The sequence below is a fragment of the Paenibacillus sp. J22R160 genome (assembly GCF_059692135.1).
On the sequence record NZ_JCAUAU010000005.1, the window covers coordinates 343,551 to 366,801 of the forward strand.

The following is a 23,251-nucleotide window of genomic DNA, read 5'->3' on the forward strand; positions in this document are numbered from 1 at the left end:
CAGCCGCCCGCAGGATTCACATGTTATTTCTTCAGCGCCTGATATTGGCGGGAATATTCGTTAATCCACTTATCCAAACCAGCTTTATTCAATTGGTCAATGAAATTGTCCCATTCGCTTAGCGGTCTTGCGCCGGTAATGAATTTGACCGTTTCTTCGTCACGAAGACGAGTGAGATCTCCGGAGTTCGGAATATTTTGCTGCAGGTCCACCTTGTTGTAGACAATCGTGGAGTCGAATGGCATTTTGGAGGAATCCAGCTTCATAGACTCGTTCACCAAATAGTCCGCATGCTTTTGCCGAACTGGATCCAGGATCGCATATTTCGCCTCGGTAACAAGTCCAAGCGATACGCTGTACTCGCCTGCGTAAAGCACTTCTTTATCATTGACTTCAATGTTGAACTTCTTATCATCTGTATATTTCCAATTCAAACCGAATTTGGCCGTAATCGCGTTAGTCGGAATGTCTTGATATTGGAAATTCATGAATTGCATCGCCGCTGCCGGGTTTTTGGACTTCTTAGGGATAAGCTGGCCTGAGGTTCCTGCAGCGTTGACGGTCTGAATGTTGCCTTTGGGCCCTGTCATCCCCCGCACGATTTCATAATCTGCGCCAGGGAAGTTGCTCTGTACTTGCGGCCATAACAAGGTGATGCGGGAATACCAAGCGGTTGATGTGCCGACACGCCCTGTCTTCAGGAGCTCCAACGGGTCGAACTTGCCGAACGCTTCTTTGTAGATGTACCCTTTCTGGTACCAATCCGCCATTTTTGCAACGAAATCCTTGTAGCCTGGCGCCAATTCGACCGGTTTAACTTTGTTGTCCTTCGGATCGAGCCAATTGCCGTAACCGCCTTCCACGAAGCCGCCTGCGAAAGCCATTCGCAATCCACCCAAATCCGTCATCATCGGGATCGTGTCTGCCTTGCCATCGCCGTCAGGATCGCTTTCTTTAAAAGCTTTAAGCACTTTTTCTAAATCATCGAATGTTTTGGGTGCTTGCAGATTCTGCTTTTTCAGCCAATCTGTTCGTGCCCATACCGGATAGGCGACAACAGGAATGCCGCGAGGGATGCCCCAGATTTTGCCGTCTTTGTCGGTCATGAGATCCCAAGCTTCCTTCGGCCACGCCTTTTTAACATCCGGACCATATTTGTCCAGCAGATCGTTGATGGGCTGGATAGCTCCCTTGGACGCGTAATCGTCCCAGTTGCCATAGAAAATATCGAGCTCGTCGCCGCCCGAACCGAGCATGAGATTCAGCTTCTGATTCGCAGCGTCAGCGCCTTTGGGAGGGACATAAGCCGTCGCATCAATGTTCAACTTATCTAGGTATAGCTTCTTCATCTCAGCCAGCTTCTCCGGAACACTTCCCTCTGGACGTGCATTTAAGGAACCGCTGTTCTGATAAATATAAATTTTCGGCGTTGCCTTCGGCGCCTCATTCTTAGTCCCTGCTGCCGTTGACGCAGGCGAATTTGTCGCCCCAGACCCAGACCCTGTATCCGATTGGCTGCTGCAAGCAACCGTTGACATGGTAATTAAGGCAGTCCCTATCAGTAACGCCGTAGACTTTCTTTTTCGCATCGAATAAGCCTCCCTTTGGTTTGTGATGGTCTCCGATCCTTCTAGCTGGCGGTCGTTCCACAGTCACCTTACCATTGTTGGAAGCGCTTTTAAATAATAAGGTTATGAGATTTCATACTACATATTTGCGATGTCATCATTGTGCAATCGGTCCAATTACTCGCCAAAGATCTTTTTAAACTCGCCAGGCGTCACGCCGGCGTTTTCTTTAAACACTTTGATGAAATAATACGCATTGTTAAAGCCGACCCGGTTTCCAACCTCACCCACTTGCAGATCGGTCGTGCGCAGAAGCTCCTTGCTTTGCCTAATTCGGATGGCGGTCAAATATTCCGTAAACGACGTTCCCGTATATTGTTTAAACAAACGGCTCACATAAGAGGGATTAAGGTTCAACTGCTCAGATACCGTGTTCAGAGATAACTCTTTCGCATGATCCTTCTCCAGGATGTCGATGACACGCGCCACATGTTGGTTATCCTTCCGCTGCTTGCCGGCTCCTACGCCATCTGCTGCGTTTTGCAGAAACTCATCGAACCAGCCTTGAATTTGCTCCATTGATTCCAGCGCCATTAACTCACGGAACGGGTTATTGTCGAGCTTCACAAGCTTGGTGATGTCCGCGCCGAGATGTTGAAGCGTTTGCAAGACGATCGTAATGATTTTAAAGAAAACGAATTGAAGCTGGGCATAATGCATCCGATTCTTCTGAGCCGAACAGGAAGCGATCAATTCACGGATCATTCGTTTCGCCTGCTCGGCATCGCCTAGCTTCACATAGCCGGTGAACAGCTCCTCGTGCTTTTTAGGAAAAACAGCATCCGTTACATCTTCTTGGCTCAGTGTCACATCTTCGATGTAGATGACCTGCCCCCGGCCGTGCAGAAGCCTAAAGCGGAGCGCTTCGCTAGCTTCCTCATAAGCGCGAGGCAGTTCCTCAATCGTTGCGCAGTGACGCCCGATCCCGATCGAAACCGACACTTCCGCTGTTTTCTCCAGCCGCTCGATGATTTGGGCACCGACCAAGAACACTTCGTTCATATCGGCGGCTTCCGCGTGAAGAACGAGAGCAAGCTGCCGCTGTCCCGAATCGACGGTCATGTAGGGACGGTGCAGCAGTTCGCCTTGTTTTAACTCCTCCAACAAACAGACCTTGGTCCACGGTACTTCCATACTTGCAGCTCCCTGTACGAGGGATTGCTCTTCAAATGTAATCAGCAGCAGCGCTAACTGATGCATGCCGATGGGAATCGAAAGCTCTGCGAGCTTTTCTCTCATTGCTTCTGTCGGGGCTGCCGGTACCCGCAAAAGCTCGTGCTTTAACTGCTCACGGTAGTAAGGAAGGCTTTCCTCCAGCTTGCGGTGATACAAATCGCGCTCATCAAATGTTGTTCGAAGCGCGTCATCAATCCGGTGGATTTCATCGTTCCAGGTCCCACTCGGTTTCCCTATTTTTCCGGTAAGCATCACTACGATGCGGGCAATGGGGCGATAAAGCCCTTTGGATGCCATTAAAGCGGAGGCAACTGTCAAGATAAGCAACAGGAGACTGGAATACACAATAACTCGCTTCAAATACTTCGTGCTGGCGAGTAGTTTATCCATCGAGTTCACATTGACGAACGTCCAATCCAATTGATCGGATTTGGCAAAAGTAACAAGCGCCTGAACTCCCTTCCATTCATAACGCATATATCCGGAGCGCTCAGAGGTATGAATCAGCGGAAGATTATCCGCAATGCTCAGCTGTTCTGGCGCCAGTTCCTGACGGAAGAAGACTTCACCGGAACCCGACAGCACGAACAGGCTGCCTCTGTTGTTCAATTCATTAATAATTTTGTTATAGATCGAAGCAGCATCCAAATTAATAATGAATACATTGTCGTTCTGATTCGCCCGGAACAACAGTGTCAAAACTTCTTTCGATTGGCCGTTATATTGAATGGCCATGCGAGGGTCCATCAGAATCGGTGATTCCCGATTGCTGCTCCATGACTGAAACCATTCTTTGTCGAAGAAATCACTGAATGAGTACTGCTTGATCGTATTCTCATCCTTAATCGCAAGCACCAAATTTTTGTTGCTATCGTAATAATAGACAGAGTCTACGAATTCATTGGACAATTTAAAATATTGAATGCTTTCGATGGCACTCGTTTTGTTTTTGATATACCAGTACAACGAAGTCAAGTCTTCTTTGGCATATGTGCCATTTAAGCCTTCATAATAAGAGCCGTTGGGGTAAGATTCGAAATTGCGGAAGGACGGGTTCAGCACGAGCTGCTGGCAATTTCCCGTGATTTGTTGGATGACAAGCTCGAGCGCATTCATGCTCTGGTTCAAGTAGCGAGTATTCGTCGTTCCAGTCTCCGCTTCGAACGTTTTCATGACATTAAAATAAGAGATCGTGCCTAGCAGCAAGTTAGGAACTACAGCCAGCAATACGATAGACGTCATTAACCTCAGCAAAAACTTACGGTGTCTGAATCTCATCCATATCCCGAACAAGGGAAGATCGAGCTTCCTCAATCGTCATCATTCCTTTCCGTTCTCAATATGTAAGCGGTGTCAAAATGATATGGAAGATCACCCGCCCTTATTTAAATGGCAGGCTCTCTCCGCAACTGGCGCGAATGACCAGCTCCGATTGCAAAACCACTGACGACTGCGGCGATAACGCTTCACCACTCATCGTTCGCACGAGCATATTCGCCGCCTCGTATCCGGTTTGGTAGGCGGGATAGCGGACACTCGTCAGCTTAACCGGCAGCCTTTCGCAAAGCTTCGTATCGCCGTAGCCAACAACAGCTACATCCCGGCCGACAAGCAGTCCTGCATCAGCCGCTGCCCTGTACACACCGCTTGCGACGGTGTCATTAAAACAGACGACCGCATCCGGTCGGGTGGACCGCTTGAACATCTTCGCTGCAAAGTCGAAGCCGATTTGCTCATGTTCCCATTCATCCGTCAACCCGATCAGCTCCGGGTCAGCCGGAATCCCCGCTTCGTGGACAGCCCCCAGAAAGCCTTGATATCGCTGCTCCAACACGGAGTACATCGGCCCGCCGATGTACGCAATTCGGCGGCATCCTTGCCGGATGACGTACCTAGTTGCGAGATATGCCCCGAAAAAGTTATTCGAAACGACTTTCGGCGCATCAACGCCATCTACGGTGCGGTTGCAGAAAATCAACGGAATCCCCTGCTCCTGCAGCTGCTTAAACGAGTGCGCTGCCGGCTCCTTCGTAATGGCTGGCACCACAATGACCCCTTGAACGCCGGACTCTATGCATTGCTCGAGCGCCTGATGCTGCTTGGGAAGCTTGTGGTCGCTATTAAGAAGGACGACATGACAGCGGTTTTCTTGCGCCACATCCTGAATGCCACGAACGATTTCCGGATAAAAATCATCCGTAATGTTGGGTAAGACAACTCCCCAAGTTCGCCATGCATGCGCCGCTACGGTTCTGTCCGCCACAAATGTACCGCTGCCAATAATATTATAAATTAAGCCTTTGCCGACTAATTCAGAGATGGCTTTCTCAATTGTCGTGCGGGTGACGCCATATTTTTTCATCATATCGACCCGTGACAAAAGCCGTGAATGCGGTTCCAACAATCGAATATCCTCCTGAATCCGCGCCTGAACCTCCAAATAGCGGTGTGGCCTAGATATTTGTTCCCCCAAATTGATCCTCCCTCTCCGAAATCGATCCGATCAATTTCATCTTATCGAAAGATACGGTTTTTGTAAATAATGGGTTACGCGACTTAAAAAAGAGTACCCCGGACGTTCAAAAAAGAGGCTCTCCCTTAGTCACTTGCTGACTTTGGGAAGGCCTCTTTTTCTGCGGATTGAGTGTTTCCATCTATATCCATTGTGGCGGCTAAATGGACCGTCCCCTTGGAACGGGAATGCCGAGTGGATGAATTACTTGTAAGTAACGCCGATTTCTCCTACTATTTCCAGCAATTGATCCGTTTTTTGACAAATAACTGGAATTTCTACTGCTAATTTCGCCATAACTAGCAGGTTTCGCCCAGCTACCGACGATTTAGATGGAGTTTCTACCGCTATTTCATTCCCTGCCACAAAGCAGCGTAGAATAAGGGTATTTTTTCCCGTTAATTTGAAGAGGCTCTCCCTTAGTCAATTGCTGACCTTGGGAAGGCCTCTAAAGAGGACACGCTAATCAATTTTCAACATGTCTGCTAAACGTATCAGGATGTCCACTTGTTCCGGTTCCAACATTTTCCCGCTTTGGGCGGATACTTCTTTCTGAAAAGCTTCCAGCTTCCCTGCACGCGCTTTGCCTTCCGACATCAAAACGCCGCCAATCTTCAAGATTAGAGAGTTTGCGTAGCCACTATGATCATGGGTCAGAAACTGTTTGATCAGCCGAATCAAGCTCTCCAGGGTCACCTTGACATGAAATTGAATAGTGGAACTCCCCATATTCCCCGCCACGTCTGTTGCTGTCGCAGTCACTGTATTAGCGCCAAGCTTGAACTTATAAGCTGGTGCCGATAGGTTAGCGCAAGTCGAGGCAGCGATACCTGAAGCTGTATCCGATGCCTGACAAGTAATCGTCACCTTTTGGTCGATCTCATATACCTTGCCGTCATAAACGGAGAAAGTAACGGTCGGAGCCTGCTTGTCGATCTGCACCTGCAACGCGTGAGGCTTCTCCGTGTTACCGGCCTTGTCAGTGCTGCGGTATTCAATCGTATGCATGCCATCCGTAGAAACCGCAATCATCCCGTTGTAGACAAGCCATGTTCCGCCATTGACCCTATATTCCGTGCGGGCGATACCTGAGAAGTCATCCGCTGCGTACAACGTTATGGCCACATCTGAGGTATACCAGCCCTTAGCGCCGTTCGGTTCTGCCGGCTGCACCACTGCCTGCGTGACAGGCATCACGGTATCTCTATTTACATAGTGCTTGCGGACATCTGCATCGTTCATCGCATACTTATAGATCTGCAAATTATCCAAGTAGCCTTTCCAGTCGCGGTTTGCTGCCGTACCTTTATCGAAGCCTACCAATGGTGGCGCGCTCGCATTAGTCAGATTCATCCCAGCGCCATCGTATTTAGCTGAAGAAGCCGCCCATTCGCCATTTACATAAATCTTGTTAACCGATCCATCACGCACAACGGTGATGTAAGTCCATTCTCCGGCTTTGACAAGCCCAGGGCTTGTAGCAATGCCGACTTCCTTGCCGGACGGCTGCCCAGTCATGTTCATGCGGACAGCGCCGCTTTTTTCCACAGCAAACCACCACTGAGGCACCCCTTTGCCAGCTTTGCCGTACCAATATAACACATGCATCGACTGCACCAGCGCATCGGGGTTCACCCACACCGAGAATGTAAAGTCATCCGTGCCGGGATGAAGATCTTCCTCGTTCGTAATTTCCACATCGGCACGTGAGCCATTCAAGTACAGTGCGTTTCCGTCCAGGCCAGGGCGAAGCTCAGCACCATTTTGCAGAATACCTGTATGTCCTTTGCCTGTCATATCTGTAATCCCGCTGCCATCCATATGATCGAAATCCCAGTTCACAAGGGGCTCCGGCTTCGCTCTCGTAAGATCGAGATGAATCGTATAGAGCCTTACTCTCGTGCCAAGCTTGGCCTCGACCGTTATGTTCTGCAAGCCGTTCAATTGCACACTTGTGGGCACCCCGGCTGCGGCTGGTTCTCCATTTACCGTGACAGCGATGTTCCTGTTTGCCGTAACAGGTGTGATGGCCAGCTGCTCAGTTCCGGTGTAGAGTGCGAGTTTGTAATCTGTAATATCTCCACGGAATACAGGGGTCAAACTGCCATCAGACACCTGTAAACTGTCCAAATCCGGCTCTGCGGATTGAAACCATGCTAGGTGGAAAGTGGCAAACATGATTTTATCATAGGGCGTATATTCCCCGCCTTCGAAAAGAAGAGATACCCGCCCATCCGGAAGAACAGCAAGGGAAGAATAGGCGGAAGGCCCTATATACGCCGTTTTGGCTGTCATCCACGTTTGTCCATCGTCATTGCTGAGTCGGACGGTCATCTTCGCTCGAGTCGTCTCACTCGCCGGGTTCGCAAACAACAGCATACGGTTACCCGAGGCGTTATCTGCCGGCATATATCGAAAAAGGCTCGCTTCACAAATCGGGTCAATCAGCGTTGAGTCGTAGGTAATCGGGGACCATGTAGCCCCTTGATCGCTGCTTGTTGAGATAGCCCGTCTTTTCAGCTCCTGATTGCTCGACAGCCGATCGTTGCGCATCAACGTCCCGTCCGTCAGCTCCACCACGGTCGGCTCGCCTAGCCCCGGCGGCAGCATGCCGCTTTCGTACCAGGTCTCACCATGGTCGTCGCTCTGGATATTCCGCCCGATAGCCGGAATTACAAGCCTGCCTTTGGCCGGTCCATTCCGAAGCTGGATACCGATCCCCGGGCCTGTTCCATCCCACCTCGTGGCCGGATTCTGCACTTCGCTAAAGCGGCCCACCGGCTGTGACCAAGTCGCCCCTTCATCGTCGCTGTACGTGCTCCAGATCGTGCGAACTCCACGACTTGTGCCATTGACAATTGAAGCGAACGTATCAGTGCCGTAGTTTTGCGTGACGAATAGCCAAATGCGCCCTGTGCTCTCATCCTGAACCGGCGTCGGATTCCCGCACGTATCGGCACCTGCATCGCACACAATTTGCAGCGGCTGCCACGATGCTCCTTGGTCCAAACTTCGCTTGAGCACCAAATCGATATCGCCTGTATCCGACGCGCTATTTTTGCGCCCTTCGGCAAATGCCAGCAGCGTCCCTGCCTTCGTCGTCAACAGGGAAGGAATTCGAAACGTATTATATCCTTCTGTTCCTGCCACATACAGATCATGATTTTCAAAAACAGGTTCCTGCTCACTGCCAGCTACTGATGGTTGAATGCCTTCGGCAAAACCGGTTACAGCGTGACTCACAACCATTAGGACAACTAGCAGCAGACACACATACTTTTTAAACATGCGTCATCGTTCCTCCTCTCATTCTTCAGAATCAAACTACCACGTATTGAAAGCGCTTAATATAATAATGTTTTAACTTGGAGTATCACAAATTTGACTAGTCATTATAGTAATAATGGAATTGGCCTCTCTTCCTACATCATTGGATGACGAATCGTCGCTTTACAGCCGCCACCCGGACTACTCGTGAGAATCACCTTACAACTCGCGCCGAACCGGATTTGCAGCCTGCGGTTCACATTGAACAACCCGACGCCGCCTGTTTGGCCGCTTGACTGACTATGCCCGTTCATTCGCGCATAGTTTTCTTCGCTGAACCCTGGTCCGTTATCCTCGACCGTGCAGACCAGCTCCTCTCCTTCCATATAGACGCGAATGAGAATCTTCCCCTGCCCTGAAGGCAGCTTGCTCAATCCGTGCCTAACGGAATTTTCCACCAGCGGCTGGATGATCAACTTCAGGATCGGCACGTTCAAAACACGCGGCTGAACATACGTAATCACCTGAAACGTATCATGATTACGCAGCGATTCGATGTTTAGGTAGCTTTTGACATGCTCGATCTCCCGTTCGACCGTCGTAAACTCCTCCCCGTTATTGATGCTGTAACGAATTAAATTGCTAAGCGAAGTGACCATTTCGGTAATGGTGGCTTCCTGAACATGTTCGGCCCGCCATTTGATCGCATCGAGCGTGTTGTACAGAAAGTGCGGGTTAATCTGATGAATGAGCATTTGCATCTCCGTTTGCGATTTCTCTGATTCCATCTGTCTCGTTGTCGCAAGCAGCTCCTGCATGCCGAAAATGAGTGAATTATAGCCCCTGGCTAGCTGGCCGATTTCGTCGCTTCGCCCCCCGTACCTTTCGCTTGGGATCAACTGCCCCATCTGCACCTTCTTCATATGGCCAACAATGTATGTAATGGGAGAAACAAAGCTGTTCGTAATAAGTACCAACAGGACTGAAATAATGGCAATGCTCGCAATAACGACCACCACCGAAAATCGCTTAATACTTTCAACCGGTCCGAGCAAATCTTTGGCGGGAATGCTGACGACCAGCTTCCATGGCATGGTGCCCAGCGGTATATCCGACATATAAACATCTTTGGTTTGAAATTGGGAGTTATCGTGGCTCGTAAACAATACGCTCCCGCTCTCGTCTTCGACAATGTAATGCCGGAAATTCGGATATTCAGCCGGTGTAAAAATCATTTGACTAACGAGCTCCGCCGGAAAACTCAGCTGAATTACTCCAAGCGGGCGCAAATTAGACATCGATCGGATCAACCTTGTGAATATGAAGCGGTTGTCTTCGAAATACCAAAATCCTTTGCCCTGCAGCTCAATAGACCTTTGCAGCCATTGTATGTTTCCTGTGTTCTTGCCCGAGGGAACCAATTTGGAATACGCCGGAAATCTGCTCTCATCCGCAGGGTAAATCGCCATTTCATAGTTTCCTCTCAGTTCATTCATAAGCGTGATGGATCTGCTAAGAAATGACCGGTCCTCCAGCGAACTATCGAGCACCTCCAGCTTCCCAGATGCAATTATGGCATCCGAATGCAGCTCCGCTTGGTTGAATAACTGCTCAATACGCAGCCGGTTCTGCTGCAGATTTTCCATCAGCAAGGCAGACGTGACATGCTCGATTTGCCCGCTGGATTTGTTGAAATACCATACACCGAGAATCGTCACCGTCACGGAGACAGAGATAAACAAAAGGATAAACATTTTAACGAACAATGTGATTTTGTTGAATCTGAATGCTTTCATTTCCCGTATCTGAACTCCTTTGGAGTCATATTCGTTCTCTTCTTAAACAGCTTACCGAAATGTTGTATCTCCTGATAACCGATTTTCTCAGCGATTTCATAAATTTTTAAGTTCGTGCTGCGCAGAAGCTGCTTCGCCTGGTCTATACGGACTTCGGTCAAATAATCCAGGAAATTCTGCCCGGTCTCTTTCTTAAAGAGTCGGCTAAGCCAAACTGGATGCATGCTCAGTTCATCTGCCACACTTTGCAATGTGATCTCTTCCCCATATTTCATTTCGATAATCTGCTTCGCTCTGTCGATCATGAAGTGGGTAGCAGGAGAGAGCTGAACGGCCGCAAGCTTCATCAGTTCGCAAAGATGTCCATGCAGAAGTTCCAGCAAATCGTCCACAGTCGGGCAGCGTTCAGCCTTTTCCCAAAGCTCCATCGGGAAATGGCTGATCTCCATCTCTACCTTCTCCACAAGTGCGGCGTGAACGTCCAGCATCCATTCGAAACATTTGATCGACAAATCGCCGGCTTTACTTACATGCCTATCCAGCTTAAAGCGCTCGACCACTTGCTCCAGCCACATCCGGACTGCGAGCTCATCTCCCTCCAAGACAGCCTCCACGATCCGTGGAACGATTCGGCCATCGTCCTCTTCTTCGATCCGATCGGCAATTTCTCCATAGCTAACTATGCGTTTGGAGCTGTTTAGCAGCGCTACTTTGAGGGATTTGCGAGCTTGTTCGTATGCTTCCGATATAGCCTGGAAAGCGTGCTGTCTTGCGCTGATGCCAACAGCCAGCTTGATTTTTTGATAAGCCAGCACACTCTCCTGAATGTCTTTCGCCAGGTCCTGCTCCTCGCCCCAAGCCGTAAGAATAACCCAGTCCTGGTGGATGCTGCGAATCAGGATTGCGGGCTGATAATTCTTCAGAGTGTCCTCCGTAATGTTCCCAATGGCAAACAGGTTCAAGTTCAAATCCATATCCGCTTTGTCACGAAACTCGTCCTTGTTCAGACTAAGGGATAGGATGGCATACGATTGTGTCTCCAACCATTGTAAGTTCCACACCTGCAGCCGGTGATGAATATGTTCCTGCAGCGCAGTTTTGTGCATACATAAGCCCAGCACGAACTTTTCCTTCAATGCCTCTGTCCCTAATTTCGCATACGCCATTTGATGTTTGATTTCGTTCTGACTGATCCGCTCGTGTTGGATGATGTCATACACAGAGCGTATTTTTTCCATTAAATCCTCTTTGTGAGCTGGTTTCAACATATAGTCGACCGCTCCTAATTGAATGCTTCGCTGAGCATAGGTAAAATTACTGTATGAGCTGATTACGATAACTTTAGGCCGGTAACCCATCGCTTTCACCGACTCCAACATATCCAAACCACTCATCTCTGGCAGCAAAATGTCTGTTAATATCATTTCAGGATAATTCTCCTGAATAATTGAAAGCGCTTCCTCCCCTGTGTGCGATGTAAACACTTGTTCAAAGGAGAGTCCACACTGCTCGATTGCCTCTTGAATTCCCGCCAAAATATCGATTTCGTCTTCGATGACAATGATTTTCACGTAATCACCTCTTGACCATTATAACCTATCAGCCCCCCGGCACCCATAGGGGAAAATGCAAGAAAACCCGTCATATACGGGGTTCTCCATGCTTATCCTTTTACAGAGCCAAGTGTAATTCCTTTAATAAAGCTTCGTTGCAGCAGCAGGAAAAAAAGGATCATCGGTATTGCAGCCAGAGAGGCGCCTGCCATTGCATAGCCATAGTTGACGCTGTTCTCGGAGTAGGTAATTGTCGAAATACCCAGAGGAAGCGTAAGCTTCTCCTTCGATTGCAAAATAATGAGCTGCCATAAATAGTCGTTCCACGTGTGCATAAACGCAAAGATGGACAACGCTCCAAGCGCAGGCAGCAAGAGCGGTAGCACAATCGTCGCAAACAAGCGGATTTCCCCAGCCCCGTCTATCCTGGCAGATTCTACGATTTCGTCGGGAATGGACTTGGCGAATTGCCGAACGATGAACACACCGAACGGGTAAGCAACCGCTGGCAGGATAATTCCCCAGTAGCTGTCAATCAAACCAAGCTCTCTGCACAGGATGTATAAAGGAACTAGCGTGACCTGCGTCGGCATCATCATTGTGGCGATCACAATGAAGAACAGGAGAGTATCGCCAGGGAACTTTTTCTTTGCGTACGCGTAGCCCGCCATTGCTGAGAACAATACGATGAACAAGACAGTAGTTAAACTCGTCGATATGCTATTGAACATCCAGAGTAGCGCTGGAGTGGTATCGAAAATATGCTCATAATTAAACAACTTTAAATGAGAGGGGAACCATTCAGGCGGAATGGCCCATATGGATACTTGCGTTTTAAAAGAGCCCGTAAACATCCAGTACAATGGAAAAATAAATACAACAGAAGCTAACAAAAGAAACGTATATCTGGAGGCAACTTGTAATTTCATCCGTTTCCAATCTCCTCTATGCATCGAATCTGCGCGGTCCGCTTAATCGGCAGAAGATTTCATGAACCTGAATTGCAGCAGCGAGATCATTAAAATTATCAAAAACAAGATAACACTTTGTGCTGAGGCTTTACCAAATGCCAGCGAAACGAAAGCGGTCTGGTAAATGGTGTACACGAGTGATTCCGTTCCATGATACGGACCTCCGCTTGTGAGCAAATGGATAACAACAAAGATTTGAAAAACTGAAATGGTCGAGGTCATCACGATTAATATCGTAGTATGCGAAATCATTGGCAGTGTAATGCTGAAAAACGTGCGAAGCGGTCCGGCACCGTCGATTTCGGCAGCTTCGTACAGCTCTTTCGAAACACCTTCCATCCCGGATAGATACAAAATGATCGGTTGGCCTACCATCCAAGTGAGAACGACCCCGGACAATGCAAGAATCGCGCTTAGCTGCCCGGAGAATACATCCACAGTGCCAAAGCCAAGCAGCTCAGAGAAATATTTGATAATGCCGAAGCTCGGATTATACATCCAGCCCCAAACTAATGAAAGTACGACAGGCGTACTGACCACCGGCAAATAAAACACAAGCCTGAAAAAGCTCTTGGACAGTTTATGAAATCCCTGCATGAATGCTGCGATCACAAGCGACATGATCACAACGCAAGGAACAATAAGCAGTACAAAATAAAAAGTATTGACGAACGATTTGCGAAACAGCTCTTCTCCGAACAGAACACGGTAATTCTCAAAACCAACGAAAGAAGACTTATAAATATCTGCATCAAACAGACTTAAATAGAACGTATATAATAACGGAAGCACTAGAAATACTGCTAGAAATAACAAGTTAGGTCCGATAAAAAAGTAACTCCACATCCATTGTCTTAGCTTCATCCGCACAACACCTCATCGCTCTTCTCAAACAGCTTCGTCCCAGTACATGCGTAGTGCCTGGGACGAAGTCATGACGCTCTTACTTCTTGGCTGCCAATGCATCGGCATTTTTGACAAAATCATCAAGCGCCTGCTTAGGACTCTTTGCTTTCAAGAAGGCAGCCTGCATTTCAGGATAAAGTGCTTTTCTTAAACTGGAGAAATACGCTTTGTTTTTACCCAAGTCGGCGATGTCCATCTTGTTCAATAATTCGAAGACCTCAGCAGCGTCTTTATTCTTGATCTCATATGTCGCTGACTTACGCGCCGAGATGCCATATGTCGCTTTATTAATCGCCTTAATGTTATCCGACTGCGTCAGGAACTTCACAAATGCTATGGCCATTTTCTTCTTTTCTGCATCACTTTGCTTGAAAATCGCATAGCCGTTCTCGCCAGTCACAGTGATTTGCGGCTTCACACCTTCCTTCATGACGGGAATAATGCCATAAGCCTCAACGGACGGATCAACGGACCCATTTTTCTTCCCGACTTCCAGATCGCCGTATACAGGAGAAGTATGATTCAGAATGGCGAGCTTGCCCTGCTTAAACAACTCGAAGTTCGCCGTAACATCCATCGTCGCTGTACCAGGAGCAACGAGGCCTTCATCCTGCAAGCTCAGCATAAAGCTGAGAGCCTCAACTCCTTCTGGGCTGTTTACGGTATATTGCGTGAAATCGGGGTTCGCCCACTTGGCGCCGGCTGCAAGCAGATTGTTGACCATCAGTTGGTCAGCTTGCTCATTTTTCGCGAAATATGCGATGCCGTATGTATTTTTATCCGTTACCTTCTTGAGCGCATCCTTCATTTCATTCCAAGTCCACGAGCGGTCCTTCGGCATCTCGACCCCTTTTTTCTCGAAAAGGGTTTTGTTTAAGAAAACAACCTGAGGAACACTGCCAAGCGGTAGCGCATACAACTTGCCGTTAATTGTGCCCATCGTTAAAAAGGCTTCCTTCCAATCCGCCTTGTCGTCATTCACAACAGCATCAAGTTCCTCCAAGACATCATTACGGGCATGTTTACTGATGCGAATCGGAATGTTATCGTACAAAATGTCCGGAGGATTGTTGCCGGCGACCGCTACGTTCACTTTCTGCTCGATATCCGAGAAGGGCACGGATTCGACTTTGACGGTCACGTTCGGATGAAGCTTCTGGAACTCCACCGCTTTCTGCTTCTCCCAATCCCCGTAATTCTTGCTGTCATATCCTTCAATATCTTTGAATCCCGTGCCCGCCCACATGGTTAAGGTAACTGGCTTACTGCTGCTCTCTGCTCCTGCTGTCGGACTCGCGCTTGCCGGTTTTTGCTCAGAATTCGAAGCACAACCTGCTGCAACACTCGTAATCAATAAAGCGGCAACTCCTGTTTTTAATACATTTTTCATCGTGTCACCCCTGTCTATTTGCTGTTTATTTGCTCAACAATCACACGAAGTGGATTTGTTATCCTGATTATAATGAAACCAGCAGATCATTTTAACATGCAGATATTAGTATTTTACACTACAAAATTAACCTGTTTGGTTGGTGTTAAGTAAAACCATCAGGGACCCTCCTGCAGGAACTGCAGGAACTGCGGGAACTGCGGGAACTGCGGGAACTGCAGGAACTGCGGGAACTGCAGGAACTGCGGGAACTGCAGGAACTGCGGGAACTGCGGGAACTGCGGGAACTGCAGGAACTGCGGGAACTGCGGGAACTGCGGGAACTGCGGGAACTGCGGGAACTGCGGGAACTGCGGGAACTGCAGGAACTGCGGGAACTGCGGGAACTGCGAGATCTTCTTCTTAACGAAAATGCGTGATAGGGCTCACTCCAGGGGAACTACCGTCCTCTATTCAAAGAAAAACGCGCTGTTTCCTCTCCAAGCGGAACTACAGGCCTTTATTTGCTCGCAATAGCGCGTTTCTCAAGTGAAATCGGCAAAATAGCGTACCGTAGTTCCGCTTCACGTGGAAAATGTGCATATTCATGGAAATAGCGGCCTGTAGTTCCCCCAGTAAAAACCGCCGCAAGGGTCATGGCGCTTCACTTGTTAAAGCCTGACGGATCGAACTCCGTCAGGCTCTGGTGTTAGCTACTTACCAATCCTGCACCTTCCACTATATTCACCATACAGACAACTCCCGCCTCACCCGCCATAGAAGCTATTGCGGATATTCCGCAAAGGCTTTCCTAAAGGGAACTGGGGTTCCCTAATTAGTGAAAAACGCGCTGTTTCCTCTCCAAGCGGAACTACAGGCCTTTATTTGCTCGCAATAGCGCGTTTCTCAGTGAAATCGGCAAAATAGCGTACCGTAGTTCCGCTTCACGTGGAAAATGTGCATATTCATGGAAATAGCGGCCTGTAGTTCCCTCCTAGTTAATAAAGCAAATAGGCCCTCCCCCAAGTAGAAACATTCTACTTGAGGGAGAGCTCCTCGCGAAAATCGACGTAACCCTATACCTCGCTTTTTGCCGAAAAGCTAAACCGGCGCAGCACTTCACTATGCTCATAATAAGACTCGATGCTTGCGCGCTCTTCAGCCGTGAACTGCTTCAAAGGCTGCCTTACGGTAGGTGTTGCCAAAACACCTTGCAGATATAGCATATATTTCTCGTAGGCGATGACATCGTATTGAATCATATGAGTGATCACTTCGTTGGCTTCTGCCTGCAAATGTTGGATAGAAGCTTTGGGAAGCTGCTCTTCCGAAGCGAGAATGCCGTACATGTCGGCGAACAAGCCAGGCATCATGTTGAATGTGCTGCCAATAGCACCGTCAGCCCCAACGAAAGCTCCAGCCATATAGACTTCGTCATGACCGTTGTAGATGAGGAAATCGTCCCCGCATCTTGCGCGAATTTGCTGCATTTCGAAGAGATTGAGCGATGTGAATTTGACGCCAATACACTGCGGATTGCGGCTCATACCCTCATAAAACTCCATCGATAAGTTCACCCCTGTCGCTCCAGGGTAATGATAGACGATTAACGGGAGTGTAACGGCCGCCATAATGGCTTCATAGTGCTCACGAATCTCTTTCATCGTGACTTTATAATAAAACGGCACAACGGCCGAAATGGCATCGACGCCTAGTTTCTCTGCATGCTTAGCCAGCTTGATCGATTCCCTTGTACTGATGTTGCCGACATGCGCGATGATGGTCACTCGGCCATCCGATGCTTTGACCACCGTTTCCAGCACCTGCTGACGTTCGTCACCGGTCAAAATAAACCCTTCGCCCGTACTGCCGCCTACATAAAACCCGTGGATGCCCTGCTCAATTTGGTGTTCAACCAAACGTTCCAAAGAAGGGAAATCAATATCGCCGTTCTCGTGCATCGGAGTCAGCAGCGCTGTAAAGATGCCGCCAAACGCCTTGCGGTTTTCAATCGTCTTGTTCATAGGATTCATGTCTCCTTGGCGCCGCAAGCGCATAATTTTGTTCGTTATGATTGTATTGTAGCTTGCGGAAAGAACAACCATTGTTCATTTTTTTAGCATACCTCTCATTTCTTTACGAAAAAAAGTCAGTATAATGATAATAGAATTGTTAGCAAACGAAGGAGACCGTCGTCATGTATCCGCAATATCTGTTTGAATACCCGAATATTGACTCGAGCTTTCCTTTCCACATGAAAAAGAAACGGTACACCTCCGTTCCTGCGCACCGTCACGATTTCATTGAGTTATCCTTTGTGCTTGAAGGAAAAGGCAAGGAATGGATTAACGGGACTGAACACGATCTCCTTCCCGGAACGATTGTGCTTCTGCTTCCTTATCAAATTCACCATTACCATGCTGCTGAGAATGAACCGCTCCTTATGTACATTTGCAATTTCGATATGAAACTTCTCACAACAGGACCTGAATCCGCTTGGGGCTTGAATGAGCTATTGCATGACCCTGATGAGGCTATGCCGCCTTTTATTCAGCTGCAAGGCAAAGCCTATGAAGAGGGCAAGCAGCTGTGGGACCGGCTGTATCAGGAACACGAATCCACTCAGGTTTGGAAACCGATCATGCTCCGAGCACTGCTGCTTGAGGTACTGTCACAGTTCATGCGCAGCAGGGACAAGCGGGACTCACCGCAGCCCAAGAGACCTCACTCCCGCTCAACGCAAGGGATTTGGTCTGTGGTGCAATACGTGTACGATCATTACTTAGAGCCTTTGTCTCTAAACACGTTATCCCAAGAGTTTCACCTGCACCCAGCACAACTCAGCACTCAGCTCGGCGATGCGCTTGGCATTTATTTTGTGGATTTCCTGCATGAGCTTAGGGTTCGCCATGCTTGTTCCCTGCTTCTTTCTTCCGAGCTACCGATTTCGCAAGTGGCTTTCGAATCCGGCTTTTCGTCCTATCCTACGTTCTCGCGTGCCTTTCAGCGAATCAAAGGGATGACGCCAAGCCAGTATAGGGAGAGCAAGGGGCTTCATCGGTAACGGCGCACACGTAGATCGGCTTGTTCTTTATGGCCCATGAAGTTCTCAATTTCACACAGCCTAGAGACATATTCGCCGACCCGTTTGCTGGCGTCCTTTGAACAGCGTTGATACGTGCATGTTTTCAAAAATTTCCCTACCCAAAGCCCGCCCGTATATCTTGCAGCCCCTTTGGTCGGTAATGTGTGATTGGTGCCAATTGCTTTATCCCCGTATGCCACATTGGTTTCGGGACCGAGAAATAAAGCTCCGTAGTTTGTCATATTCGCCAGGAAGTAGTCCGGCTGTTCCGTCAAGACTTCCACATGTTCGTAAGCAAGCTTATCGGCTTCGATAAGCGCTTCCTCTATGCTATTCACCACCAGCACGGTGCCGTAATCCCGCCATGCGACACTAGCGATGTCAGCCGTTGGGAGTACTTGGAGCTGCCTCTCGATCTCAAGCAGTGTCTCCCTGGCTAGCGACTCGGAGGTCGTGATCAAGGCTGCAGGCGACGTTGGACCATGCTCCGCCTGTCCAAGCAAATCGACAGCGACCATTTCCGCATCGGCCGTATGGTCTGCGATCACCAGAACTTCCGTCGGTCCCGCAATCAGATCGATGCCGACTTTCCCAAACAGCTGACGTTTGGCCTCAGCCACGTAAGCATTACCTGGGCCTACCAGCATATCAACGGGACGAATCGTTTCTGTCCCAAGGGCCATGGCTGCCATGGCCTGAATCCCGCCAAGCACGTAGATTTCGTCAGCCCCGGCGAACGCCATCGCGCAAATTGTTGCTGCCGGTATTTCCCCTTTAATCGGCGGCGTGCAAGCAATGACCCGCTTGACTCCGGCAACTTTAGCCGTGAGGATGCTCATATGCGCGGAAGCGACCATGGGATAACGTCCACCAGGGATATAACAACCCACGCTGGCAACAGGAATATGTTTATGACCAAGAATAACACCGGGCAAGGTTTCGACTTCCAGGTCTTGAACAGTTGCTAATTGTTTTTCGGCAAAATTTCGAATTTGCTGCTGCGCGAATCGAATGTCCGCTTTCACTTGCTCCGGTACGCGAGCGATAATTTCCCCAATTTGCTCTTCGCTCAATCGGAAATTCTCAGGCGACCAATGATCGAATTTGTCCGATATTTTTCGCACAGCTTCGTCTTTACCGACTGCGATCTCTTGAATAACTTCTTTCACGGTATGATAGACAGCCTCTTCACTGGAAGCATACGATGTCTGCACGACATCCCCTTTTTTCAAATAAGTACCCACGGCGCTCTCCTCCACGATTCAAATTCAGATGACTTCCATGCTGTCATTTGCCTTCCCATAGGTTAGGCGTGATTACATAATCAGGCACTTGCGCAAATTCTTGCGCCAGCTCGTGCAGGGTCTTTTCACGAATGGCTGGCGTATTCAGAAGCGCAATGTTGGCGTCAACCTGATCCGGCGTTTCAGCTCCGAAGACAATGCTCGCAATGCCCGGCATATGGTGAATATAAGAAAAAGCCAATTCAGCCACAGACATTCCTTCCTGCTCAGCGAAGGCATGCAAACGAACAAGCCATGGCTCTGCCGGCTTAAGCCGTTCTTGCAATGCCTCTGGCTTCATGAAGAACAAACCTTGCAAATAAATGCTTCTTGCAAACAGCTTTTTATTCGAGCGTCTGAGCTGATCGAAGGTCCCGTTCGCAAACATTCGGCGATCCATAACATTGATTGGCACCTGAACAATTTCGTAACAATCATTCTGGAGCTCCCGCCAATTCTCCGTGAATTCTTGCGCATCAAAGGAAAGCAGCGAAGCACCGATGGTGCCGATATTCCCTCGCTTCACCTGCTTGCACAGCAATTCGGTCACTTGCTTGCCGAATTGACCCAGCACATTCGGCCGATGCAGCAGCACTGCGGGTAGACAATCCATCTGAAGCCGTTCCATGGAACGCTTCACATTCTCTTCAATTTGCGCTTCCAAGTCGGACAACGTCGTCTCCTGATTCACCTGTAAATTGAACTTCGTAATGATCGTGGCTGCACGTGATTGTTGCTGAAAATAACGGCCCAGCACCTGCTCCGCATTCCCATAGGCGCTTGCTGTATCAAAGCAGGTGATGCCTCCGCTCATGGCAGCATTCAAAATGTGCCCGGCGATTTCCTCATCCGGCTGTCCCAGCTGGTTCGCAATGCCGTAGGGCATTCCCAGTTGGACGGTTCCCAGCGTCAACGGAGAGATCACAGATGTCCATTGCTCATTGTCGGTACGAATAAGACTCATCTCGCTTTCTACTAGGCGATGGTTTCTTTTATTCTCGTTTACGAATCCGTTTTGCATAAGGCGGGCGCCCAAAAGCTTCCACAGGCAGTTCCCCCTGAGGATGGTAACCGTATTCATCTTTTCCTCTCATCATATACAGCTGAAAATTAGGATACGTTTGCGCATCCCATTGCACCATCGTCTTCGAGTAGCGGATAACAAAGCCGATCCGCCAGCGATCGGAGGTATTGGGACCGGAACCATGAATGAGTGAATCGACATGCATGGAGATACCGCCGGCTGGAATGATCATCGAGACCGCATCCTTCTCGCTGAACGTCCCCTGATCAAGTTCAAAAGATAAAATCGCGTCATCACCTGCAACTTTGTGCTGGATCACGCCTGCTTTATGCGTCCCTGGGATCACTTTCATGGCGCCGTTGGCTTCATCCACATCTGAGAAGGCCAGCCACACCGTGACGGTGTTGTTTAGCGCAGTAGACCAATAATAAGAATCCTGATGCCATGGCACCACTTTGTCCGAATGAGGCGATTTCATAATAAACTCACTGGCTGCCAAGTAAAAGTCGCTGCCCAGCACACCTTCAACATAGTTAATAATTTGCGGATGAGCACAGATGTCATACAGCCACCGGCTCGTCTTATGCCAACCCATGATGTCCGAAGGATTTTCATCCCCCTGCAATAAAGCCGTTAGCTGTTCATATCCCTGTTGTAACTCCTTCACTTCTTCGCCTGAAAAAACAACAGGAAGCCCTAATAGATACCCATAATCCTCATAGAACTGCTGCTGCTCGGCGGTTAATTGATTCAGCCCCATCCGAAGCTCTCCCTTCTGCCAAAAAAATGAATGACCTTCTGTCAGCGACAACGCACTCTCTCCAAGACACCACCATTCGCATACGATTGGTTTAGCGCCTCTGCTACGTAAAGCGGATCAATGCCATCCGCCAGTGAACATATCGGCTCCACGCCGGCTTGTAAAATATGGACAAGGTGTTCAACCGCATTTTGCATGTTGCTGGACTTACTGAGCATGCCTGTCTCCATTCGTTCATGCACCAACTGCTTGATTCCCGGTTGTAGCGGATGCGGTTCAGTCGCATAATAGCGGATTTCGTCACCGCCTTTTACCATCTCGATAACCCCTTGCTCCAAGTACATGACAATGTCAAAAAGGTTATAGAGTCTGTCATCGAATGCCTCCACATAGCCTGTAATTGAGCCTCCGCCTGCGGTAAATAAGAAAGAATAAGTCCAATCCTCCATAACATCCAAGTTGGTAGCTACCCTCTCAACCACTTGAACGTGCTCGATCGACCCGGCCAAATATCGAACCATATCAAACAAATGTGAGCCCGTATTGTAAATGCCACGGCTGTATCGCAAATGGATCTTTTTCACCCTCCCGTACGTCCCTTTGCTGACGGCTTCTCGGACCTCCATCGCACCTTCGCTCCATCTTCTGGATAAGTTGACAACGACCGTCCGATCGCTATGCTGCTTGCATAAGGAGATGATCCGCTCCGCTTCCTCGATACTGTTCGCAACGGGCTTTTCAAGGAAAATGAGCCTGCTACTAGATTGCTCCAGCACGGTTTGCAACAGCTCATACCGAACGGTTGGCGGTGTGCAAATGCTGATGATATCCAAACGATGCTGACTCAGCATCTCAGACAAATCCGAATCCAAATAGAATTTGGTCTCCGGCGCGACCTGCGCCAGTTGTTCCGCCTGTGCCTGCCTTCGCCCTACAGCCGCTGTCAGCTCAACCTCCGGATGCAAAAGATAAGCCATGGAATGGCTGTATGCCCTTCCTTGAAAAGGGATGTCAAAGGTCAATCCGATCTTGCCAAGTCCGATCACTGCTGCCTGAAACATCGGGAATCCCCTCTCTCTCATCCAACCATCAACCCTTTAAAGCGCCTAAAGTAATACCTTCCGTAAAGTACTTCTGGAAATAGAGAAATATGATCAGCACGGGAAGCGTAGCGAACATCGCCCCAGCCATCGCAATGCCATAATTCGTCTCGAGCTCCGATATTTTCTGGGCAACCTTAATGCCTACCGGCAAGGTAAACATTTTCTCCCCGTTCAGCACGATAACTTGCCACACATAATCATTCCACGTGTTCACGAATGTAAAGATGGCGAGCACGCCAATCCCAGGCTTGGCAAGCGGCAGGATGATATGCCAGAACGTCTGCCATTCGCCAGAACCGTCGATTTTCGCTGCTTCAGTCAATTCCGTTGGCAGCGAAGCCATGAACTGCTTCAACAAGAACACGCCGTACGGCCAGCCAACGACTGGCAGCAAGACTCCCCATCTTGTATTAATGAGGCTCAAATCATTCAGCAGCTGAAATAGGGGGATAAATAACACCGTATGCGGAATCGTCATGGCAGCGATCATCACGGTGAACAGCCACTTGGAGCCGCTGAATGGAATTTTGGCTAAGGCAAAGGCTGACAAAGAGCTAACCGCAATAACAAGCAAAGTGGCGATTAGCGAGATGAACATGCTGTTATAGAACCAGGTGAATACCGGACTGTTCTTGAATAACGCCGCATAATTTTGAAAAGTAGGATGAGCTGGTATCCATTCTGGCGGGATCTGCAAGGCGACCTTCAAATTCTTGAAGGAGCCGCTGACCATCCAATAAAAGGGCCAGAGGAAGAACAAAGTGAGTACCCAGAGGAAAATATGGCCTCCCCATAGCGGTGATTTTTTATTCGGCATC

At 48.9% G+C, this 23,251-nt stretch carries 18 protein-coding genes; 2 read left to right on the forward strand and 16 right to left on the reverse strand.

What is annotated here, in order from left to right; genetic code table 11:
- Nucleotides 1-23: 23 nt before the first annotated feature.
- From AC58UW_RS15195 to AC58UW_RS15240, 10 genes are all read right to left on the reverse strand, one after another.
- Nucleotides 24-1,589 (reverse strand): extracellular solute-binding protein, encoded by a 1,566-nt coding sequence (locus AC58UW_RS15195; RefSeq protein ID WP_497421473.1) that lies wholly within the window; start codon nt 1,587-1,589, stop codon nt 24-26.
- A gap of 156 nt (nt 1,590-1,745) precedes the next feature.
- Nucleotides 1,746-4,046, reverse strand: a complete 2,301-nt coding sequence (locus AC58UW_RS15200; RefSeq protein ID WP_497421474.1) for a helix-turn-helix domain-containing protein — start codon at nt 4,044-4,046, stop codon at nt 1,746-1,748.
- Nucleotides 4,047-4,185: 139 nt separating this feature from the next.
- Nucleotides 4,186-5,277 (reverse strand): substrate-binding domain-containing protein, encoded by a 1,092-nt coding sequence (locus tag AC58UW_RS15205; RefSeq protein ID WP_497421475.1) that lies wholly within the window; start codon nt 5,275-5,277, stop codon nt 4,186-4,188.
- A gap of 243 nt (nt 5,278-5,520) precedes the next feature.
- The gene (locus AC58UW_RS15210) at nt 5,521-5,682 is read right to left on the reverse strand and encodes a hypothetical protein (protein WP_497421476.1); all 162 of its coding nucleotides are present in this window, start codon (nt 5,680-5,682) and stop codon (nt 5,521-5,523) included.
- A gap of 96 nt (nt 5,683-5,778) precedes the next feature.
- On the reverse strand, nt 5,779-8,604 hold the full coding sequence (locus tag AC58UW_RS15215) for an exo-alpha-sialidase (protein WP_497421477.1): 2,826 nt from the start codon (nt 8,602-8,604) through the stop codon (nt 5,779-5,781).
- Nucleotides 8,605-8,738: 134 nt separating this feature from the next.
- The gene (locus AC58UW_RS15220; protein WP_497421478.1) at nt 8,739-10,379 is read right to left on the reverse strand and encodes a sensor histidine kinase; all 1,641 of its coding nucleotides are present in this window, start codon (nt 10,377-10,379) and stop codon (nt 8,739-8,741) included.
- A complete protein-coding gene (locus AC58UW_RS15225) occupies nt 10,376-11,950 on the reverse strand; it encodes a response regulator (RefSeq protein ID WP_497421479.1) in 1,575 nt (524 codons plus the stop codon). Before AC58UW_RS15225 ends, AC58UW_RS15220 begins: the two co-directional genes overlap by 4 nt.
- A 92-nt stretch (nt 11,951-12,042) precedes the next feature.
- Nucleotides 12,043-12,861 carry a carbohydrate ABC transporter permease gene (locus AC58UW_RS15230; RefSeq protein ID WP_497421480.1) on the reverse strand — a complete coding sequence of 273 codons (819 nt, stop codon included), beginning with the start codon at nt 12,859-12,861 and terminating at the stop codon, nt 12,043-12,045.
- Nucleotides 12,862-12,903: 42 nt separating this feature from the next.
- Entirely contained in the window at nt 12,904-13,767 is an 864-nt protein-coding gene (locus AC58UW_RS15235; protein WP_497421481.1) for a carbohydrate ABC transporter permease, read from the reverse strand.
- Between the two features lie 79 nt (nt 13,768-13,846).
- The gene (locus AC58UW_RS15240; protein ID WP_497421482.1) at nt 13,847-15,199 is read right to left on the reverse strand and encodes an ABC transporter substrate-binding protein; all 1,353 of its coding nucleotides are present in this window, start codon (nt 15,197-15,199) and stop codon (nt 13,847-13,849) included.
- A 142-nt stretch (nt 15,200-15,341) separates the two neighbouring features.
- Here AC58UW_RS15240 and AC58UW_RS15245 point away from each other — a divergent pair, with 142 nt between their 5' ends.
- Nucleotides 15,342-15,605 carry a hypothetical protein gene (locus AC58UW_RS15245; protein ID WP_497421483.1) on the forward strand — a complete coding sequence of 88 codons (264 nt, stop codon included), beginning with the start codon at nt 15,342-15,344 and terminating at the stop codon, nt 15,603-15,605.
- Between the two features lie 649 nt (nt 15,606-16,254).
- On the opposite strand, the gene AC58UW_RS15250 is transcribed toward AC58UW_RS15245, so the two are convergent.
- On the reverse strand, nt 16,255-17,202 hold the full coding sequence (locus AC58UW_RS15250) for an N-acetylneuraminate lyase (protein WP_497421484.1): 948 nt from the start codon (nt 17,200-17,202) through the stop codon (nt 16,255-16,257).
- Nucleotides 17,203-17,375: 173 nt separating this feature from the next.
- Here AC58UW_RS15250 and AC58UW_RS15255 point away from each other — a divergent pair, with 173 nt between their 5' ends.
- A complete protein-coding gene (locus AC58UW_RS15255; protein WP_497421485.1) occupies nt 17,376-18,242 on the forward strand; it encodes a helix-turn-helix domain-containing protein in 867 nt (288 codons plus the stop codon).
- Here AC58UW_RS15255 and hisD read toward each other — a convergent pair.
- Genes hisD through AC58UW_RS15280 form a run of 5 tightly spaced genes read right to left on the reverse strand, consistent with a single transcriptional unit; the run spans nt 18,233 to nt 23,250 of the window.
- Nucleotides 18,233-19,507 carry a histidinol dehydrogenase gene (gene hisD, locus AC58UW_RS15260; RefSeq protein ID WP_497421486.1) on the reverse strand — a complete coding sequence of 425 codons (1,275 nt, stop codon included), beginning with the start codon at nt 19,505-19,507 and terminating at the stop codon, nt 18,233-18,235. The genes AC58UW_RS15255 and hisD overlap by 10 nt on opposite strands.
- A gap of 43 nt (nt 19,508-19,550) precedes the next feature.
- Nucleotides 19,551-20,567 carry an aldo/keto reductase gene (locus AC58UW_RS15265; protein WP_497421487.1) on the reverse strand — a complete coding sequence of 339 codons (1,017 nt, stop codon included), beginning with the start codon at nt 20,565-20,567 and terminating at the stop codon, nt 19,551-19,553.
- Complete coding sequence (locus AC58UW_RS15270; RefSeq protein WP_497421488.1) at nt 20,539-21,381, reverse strand: phytanoyl-CoA dioxygenase family protein; 843 nt, start codon at nt 21,379-21,381, stop codon at nt 20,539-20,541. Before AC58UW_RS15270 ends, AC58UW_RS15265 begins: the two co-directional genes overlap by 29 nt.
- Nucleotides 21,372-22,391, reverse strand: coding sequence for a Gfo/Idh/MocA family protein (locus AC58UW_RS15275; RefSeq protein ID WP_497421489.1), 1,020 nt, complete (start codon nt 22,389-22,391; stop codon nt 21,372-21,374). Before AC58UW_RS15275 ends, AC58UW_RS15270 begins: the two co-directional genes overlap by 10 nt.
- A 28-nt stretch (nt 22,392-22,419) precedes the next feature.
- On the reverse strand, nt 22,420-23,250 hold the full coding sequence (locus AC58UW_RS15280; RefSeq protein WP_497421490.1) for a carbohydrate ABC transporter permease: 831 nt from the start codon (nt 23,248-23,250) through the stop codon (nt 22,420-22,422).
- Between the last annotated feature and the right edge of the window lies 1 nt (nt 23,251).

Coding starts and splice junctions, on each gene's coding strand:
- AC58UW_RS15195 (WP_497421473.1), bottom strand. CDS start 1,589: ATGCGAAAAAGAAAGTCTACGGCGTTACTGATAGGGACTGCCTTAATT.
- AC58UW_RS15200 (WP_497421474.1), bottom strand. CDS start 4,046: ATGACGTCTATCGTATTGCTGGCTGTAGTTCCTAACTTGCTGCTAGGC.
- AC58UW_RS15215 (WP_497421477.1), bottom strand. CDS start 8,604: ATGTTTAAAAAGTATGTGTGTCTGCTGCTAGTTGTCCTAATGGTTGTG.
- AC58UW_RS15220 (WP_497421478.1), bottom strand. CDS start 10,379: ATGAAAGCATTCAGATTCAACAAAATCACATTGTTCGTTAAAATGTTT.
- AC58UW_RS15230 (WP_497421480.1), bottom strand. CDS start 12,861: ATGAAATTACAAGTTGCCTCCAGATATACGTTTCTTTTGTTAGCTTCT.
- AC58UW_RS15235 (WP_497421481.1), bottom strand. CDS start 13,767: ATGAAGCTAAGACAATGGATGTGGAGTTACTTTTTTATCGGACCTAAC.
- AC58UW_RS15240 (WP_497421482.1), bottom strand. CDS start 15,199: ATGAAAAATGTATTAAAAACAGGAGTTGCCGCTTTATTGATTACGAGT.
- AC58UW_RS15250 (WP_497421484.1), bottom strand. CDS start 17,202: ATGAACAAGACGATTGAAAACCGCAAGGCGTTTGGCGGCATCTTTACA.
- AC58UW_RS15255 (WP_497421485.1), top strand. CDS start 17,376: ATGTATCCGCAATATCTGTTTGAATACCCGAATATTGACTCGAGCTTT.
- AC58UW_RS15265 (WP_497421487.1), bottom strand. CDS start 20,567: ATGCAAAACGGATTCGTAAACGAGAATAAAAGAAACCATCGCCTAGTA.
- AC58UW_RS15275 (WP_497421489.1), bottom strand. CDS start 22,391: ATGTTTCAGGCAGCAGTGATCGGACTTGGCAAGATCGGATTGACCTTT.
- AC58UW_RS15280 (WP_497421490.1), bottom strand. CDS start 23,250: ATGCCGAATAAAAAATCACCGCTATGGGGAGGCCATATTTTCCTCTGG.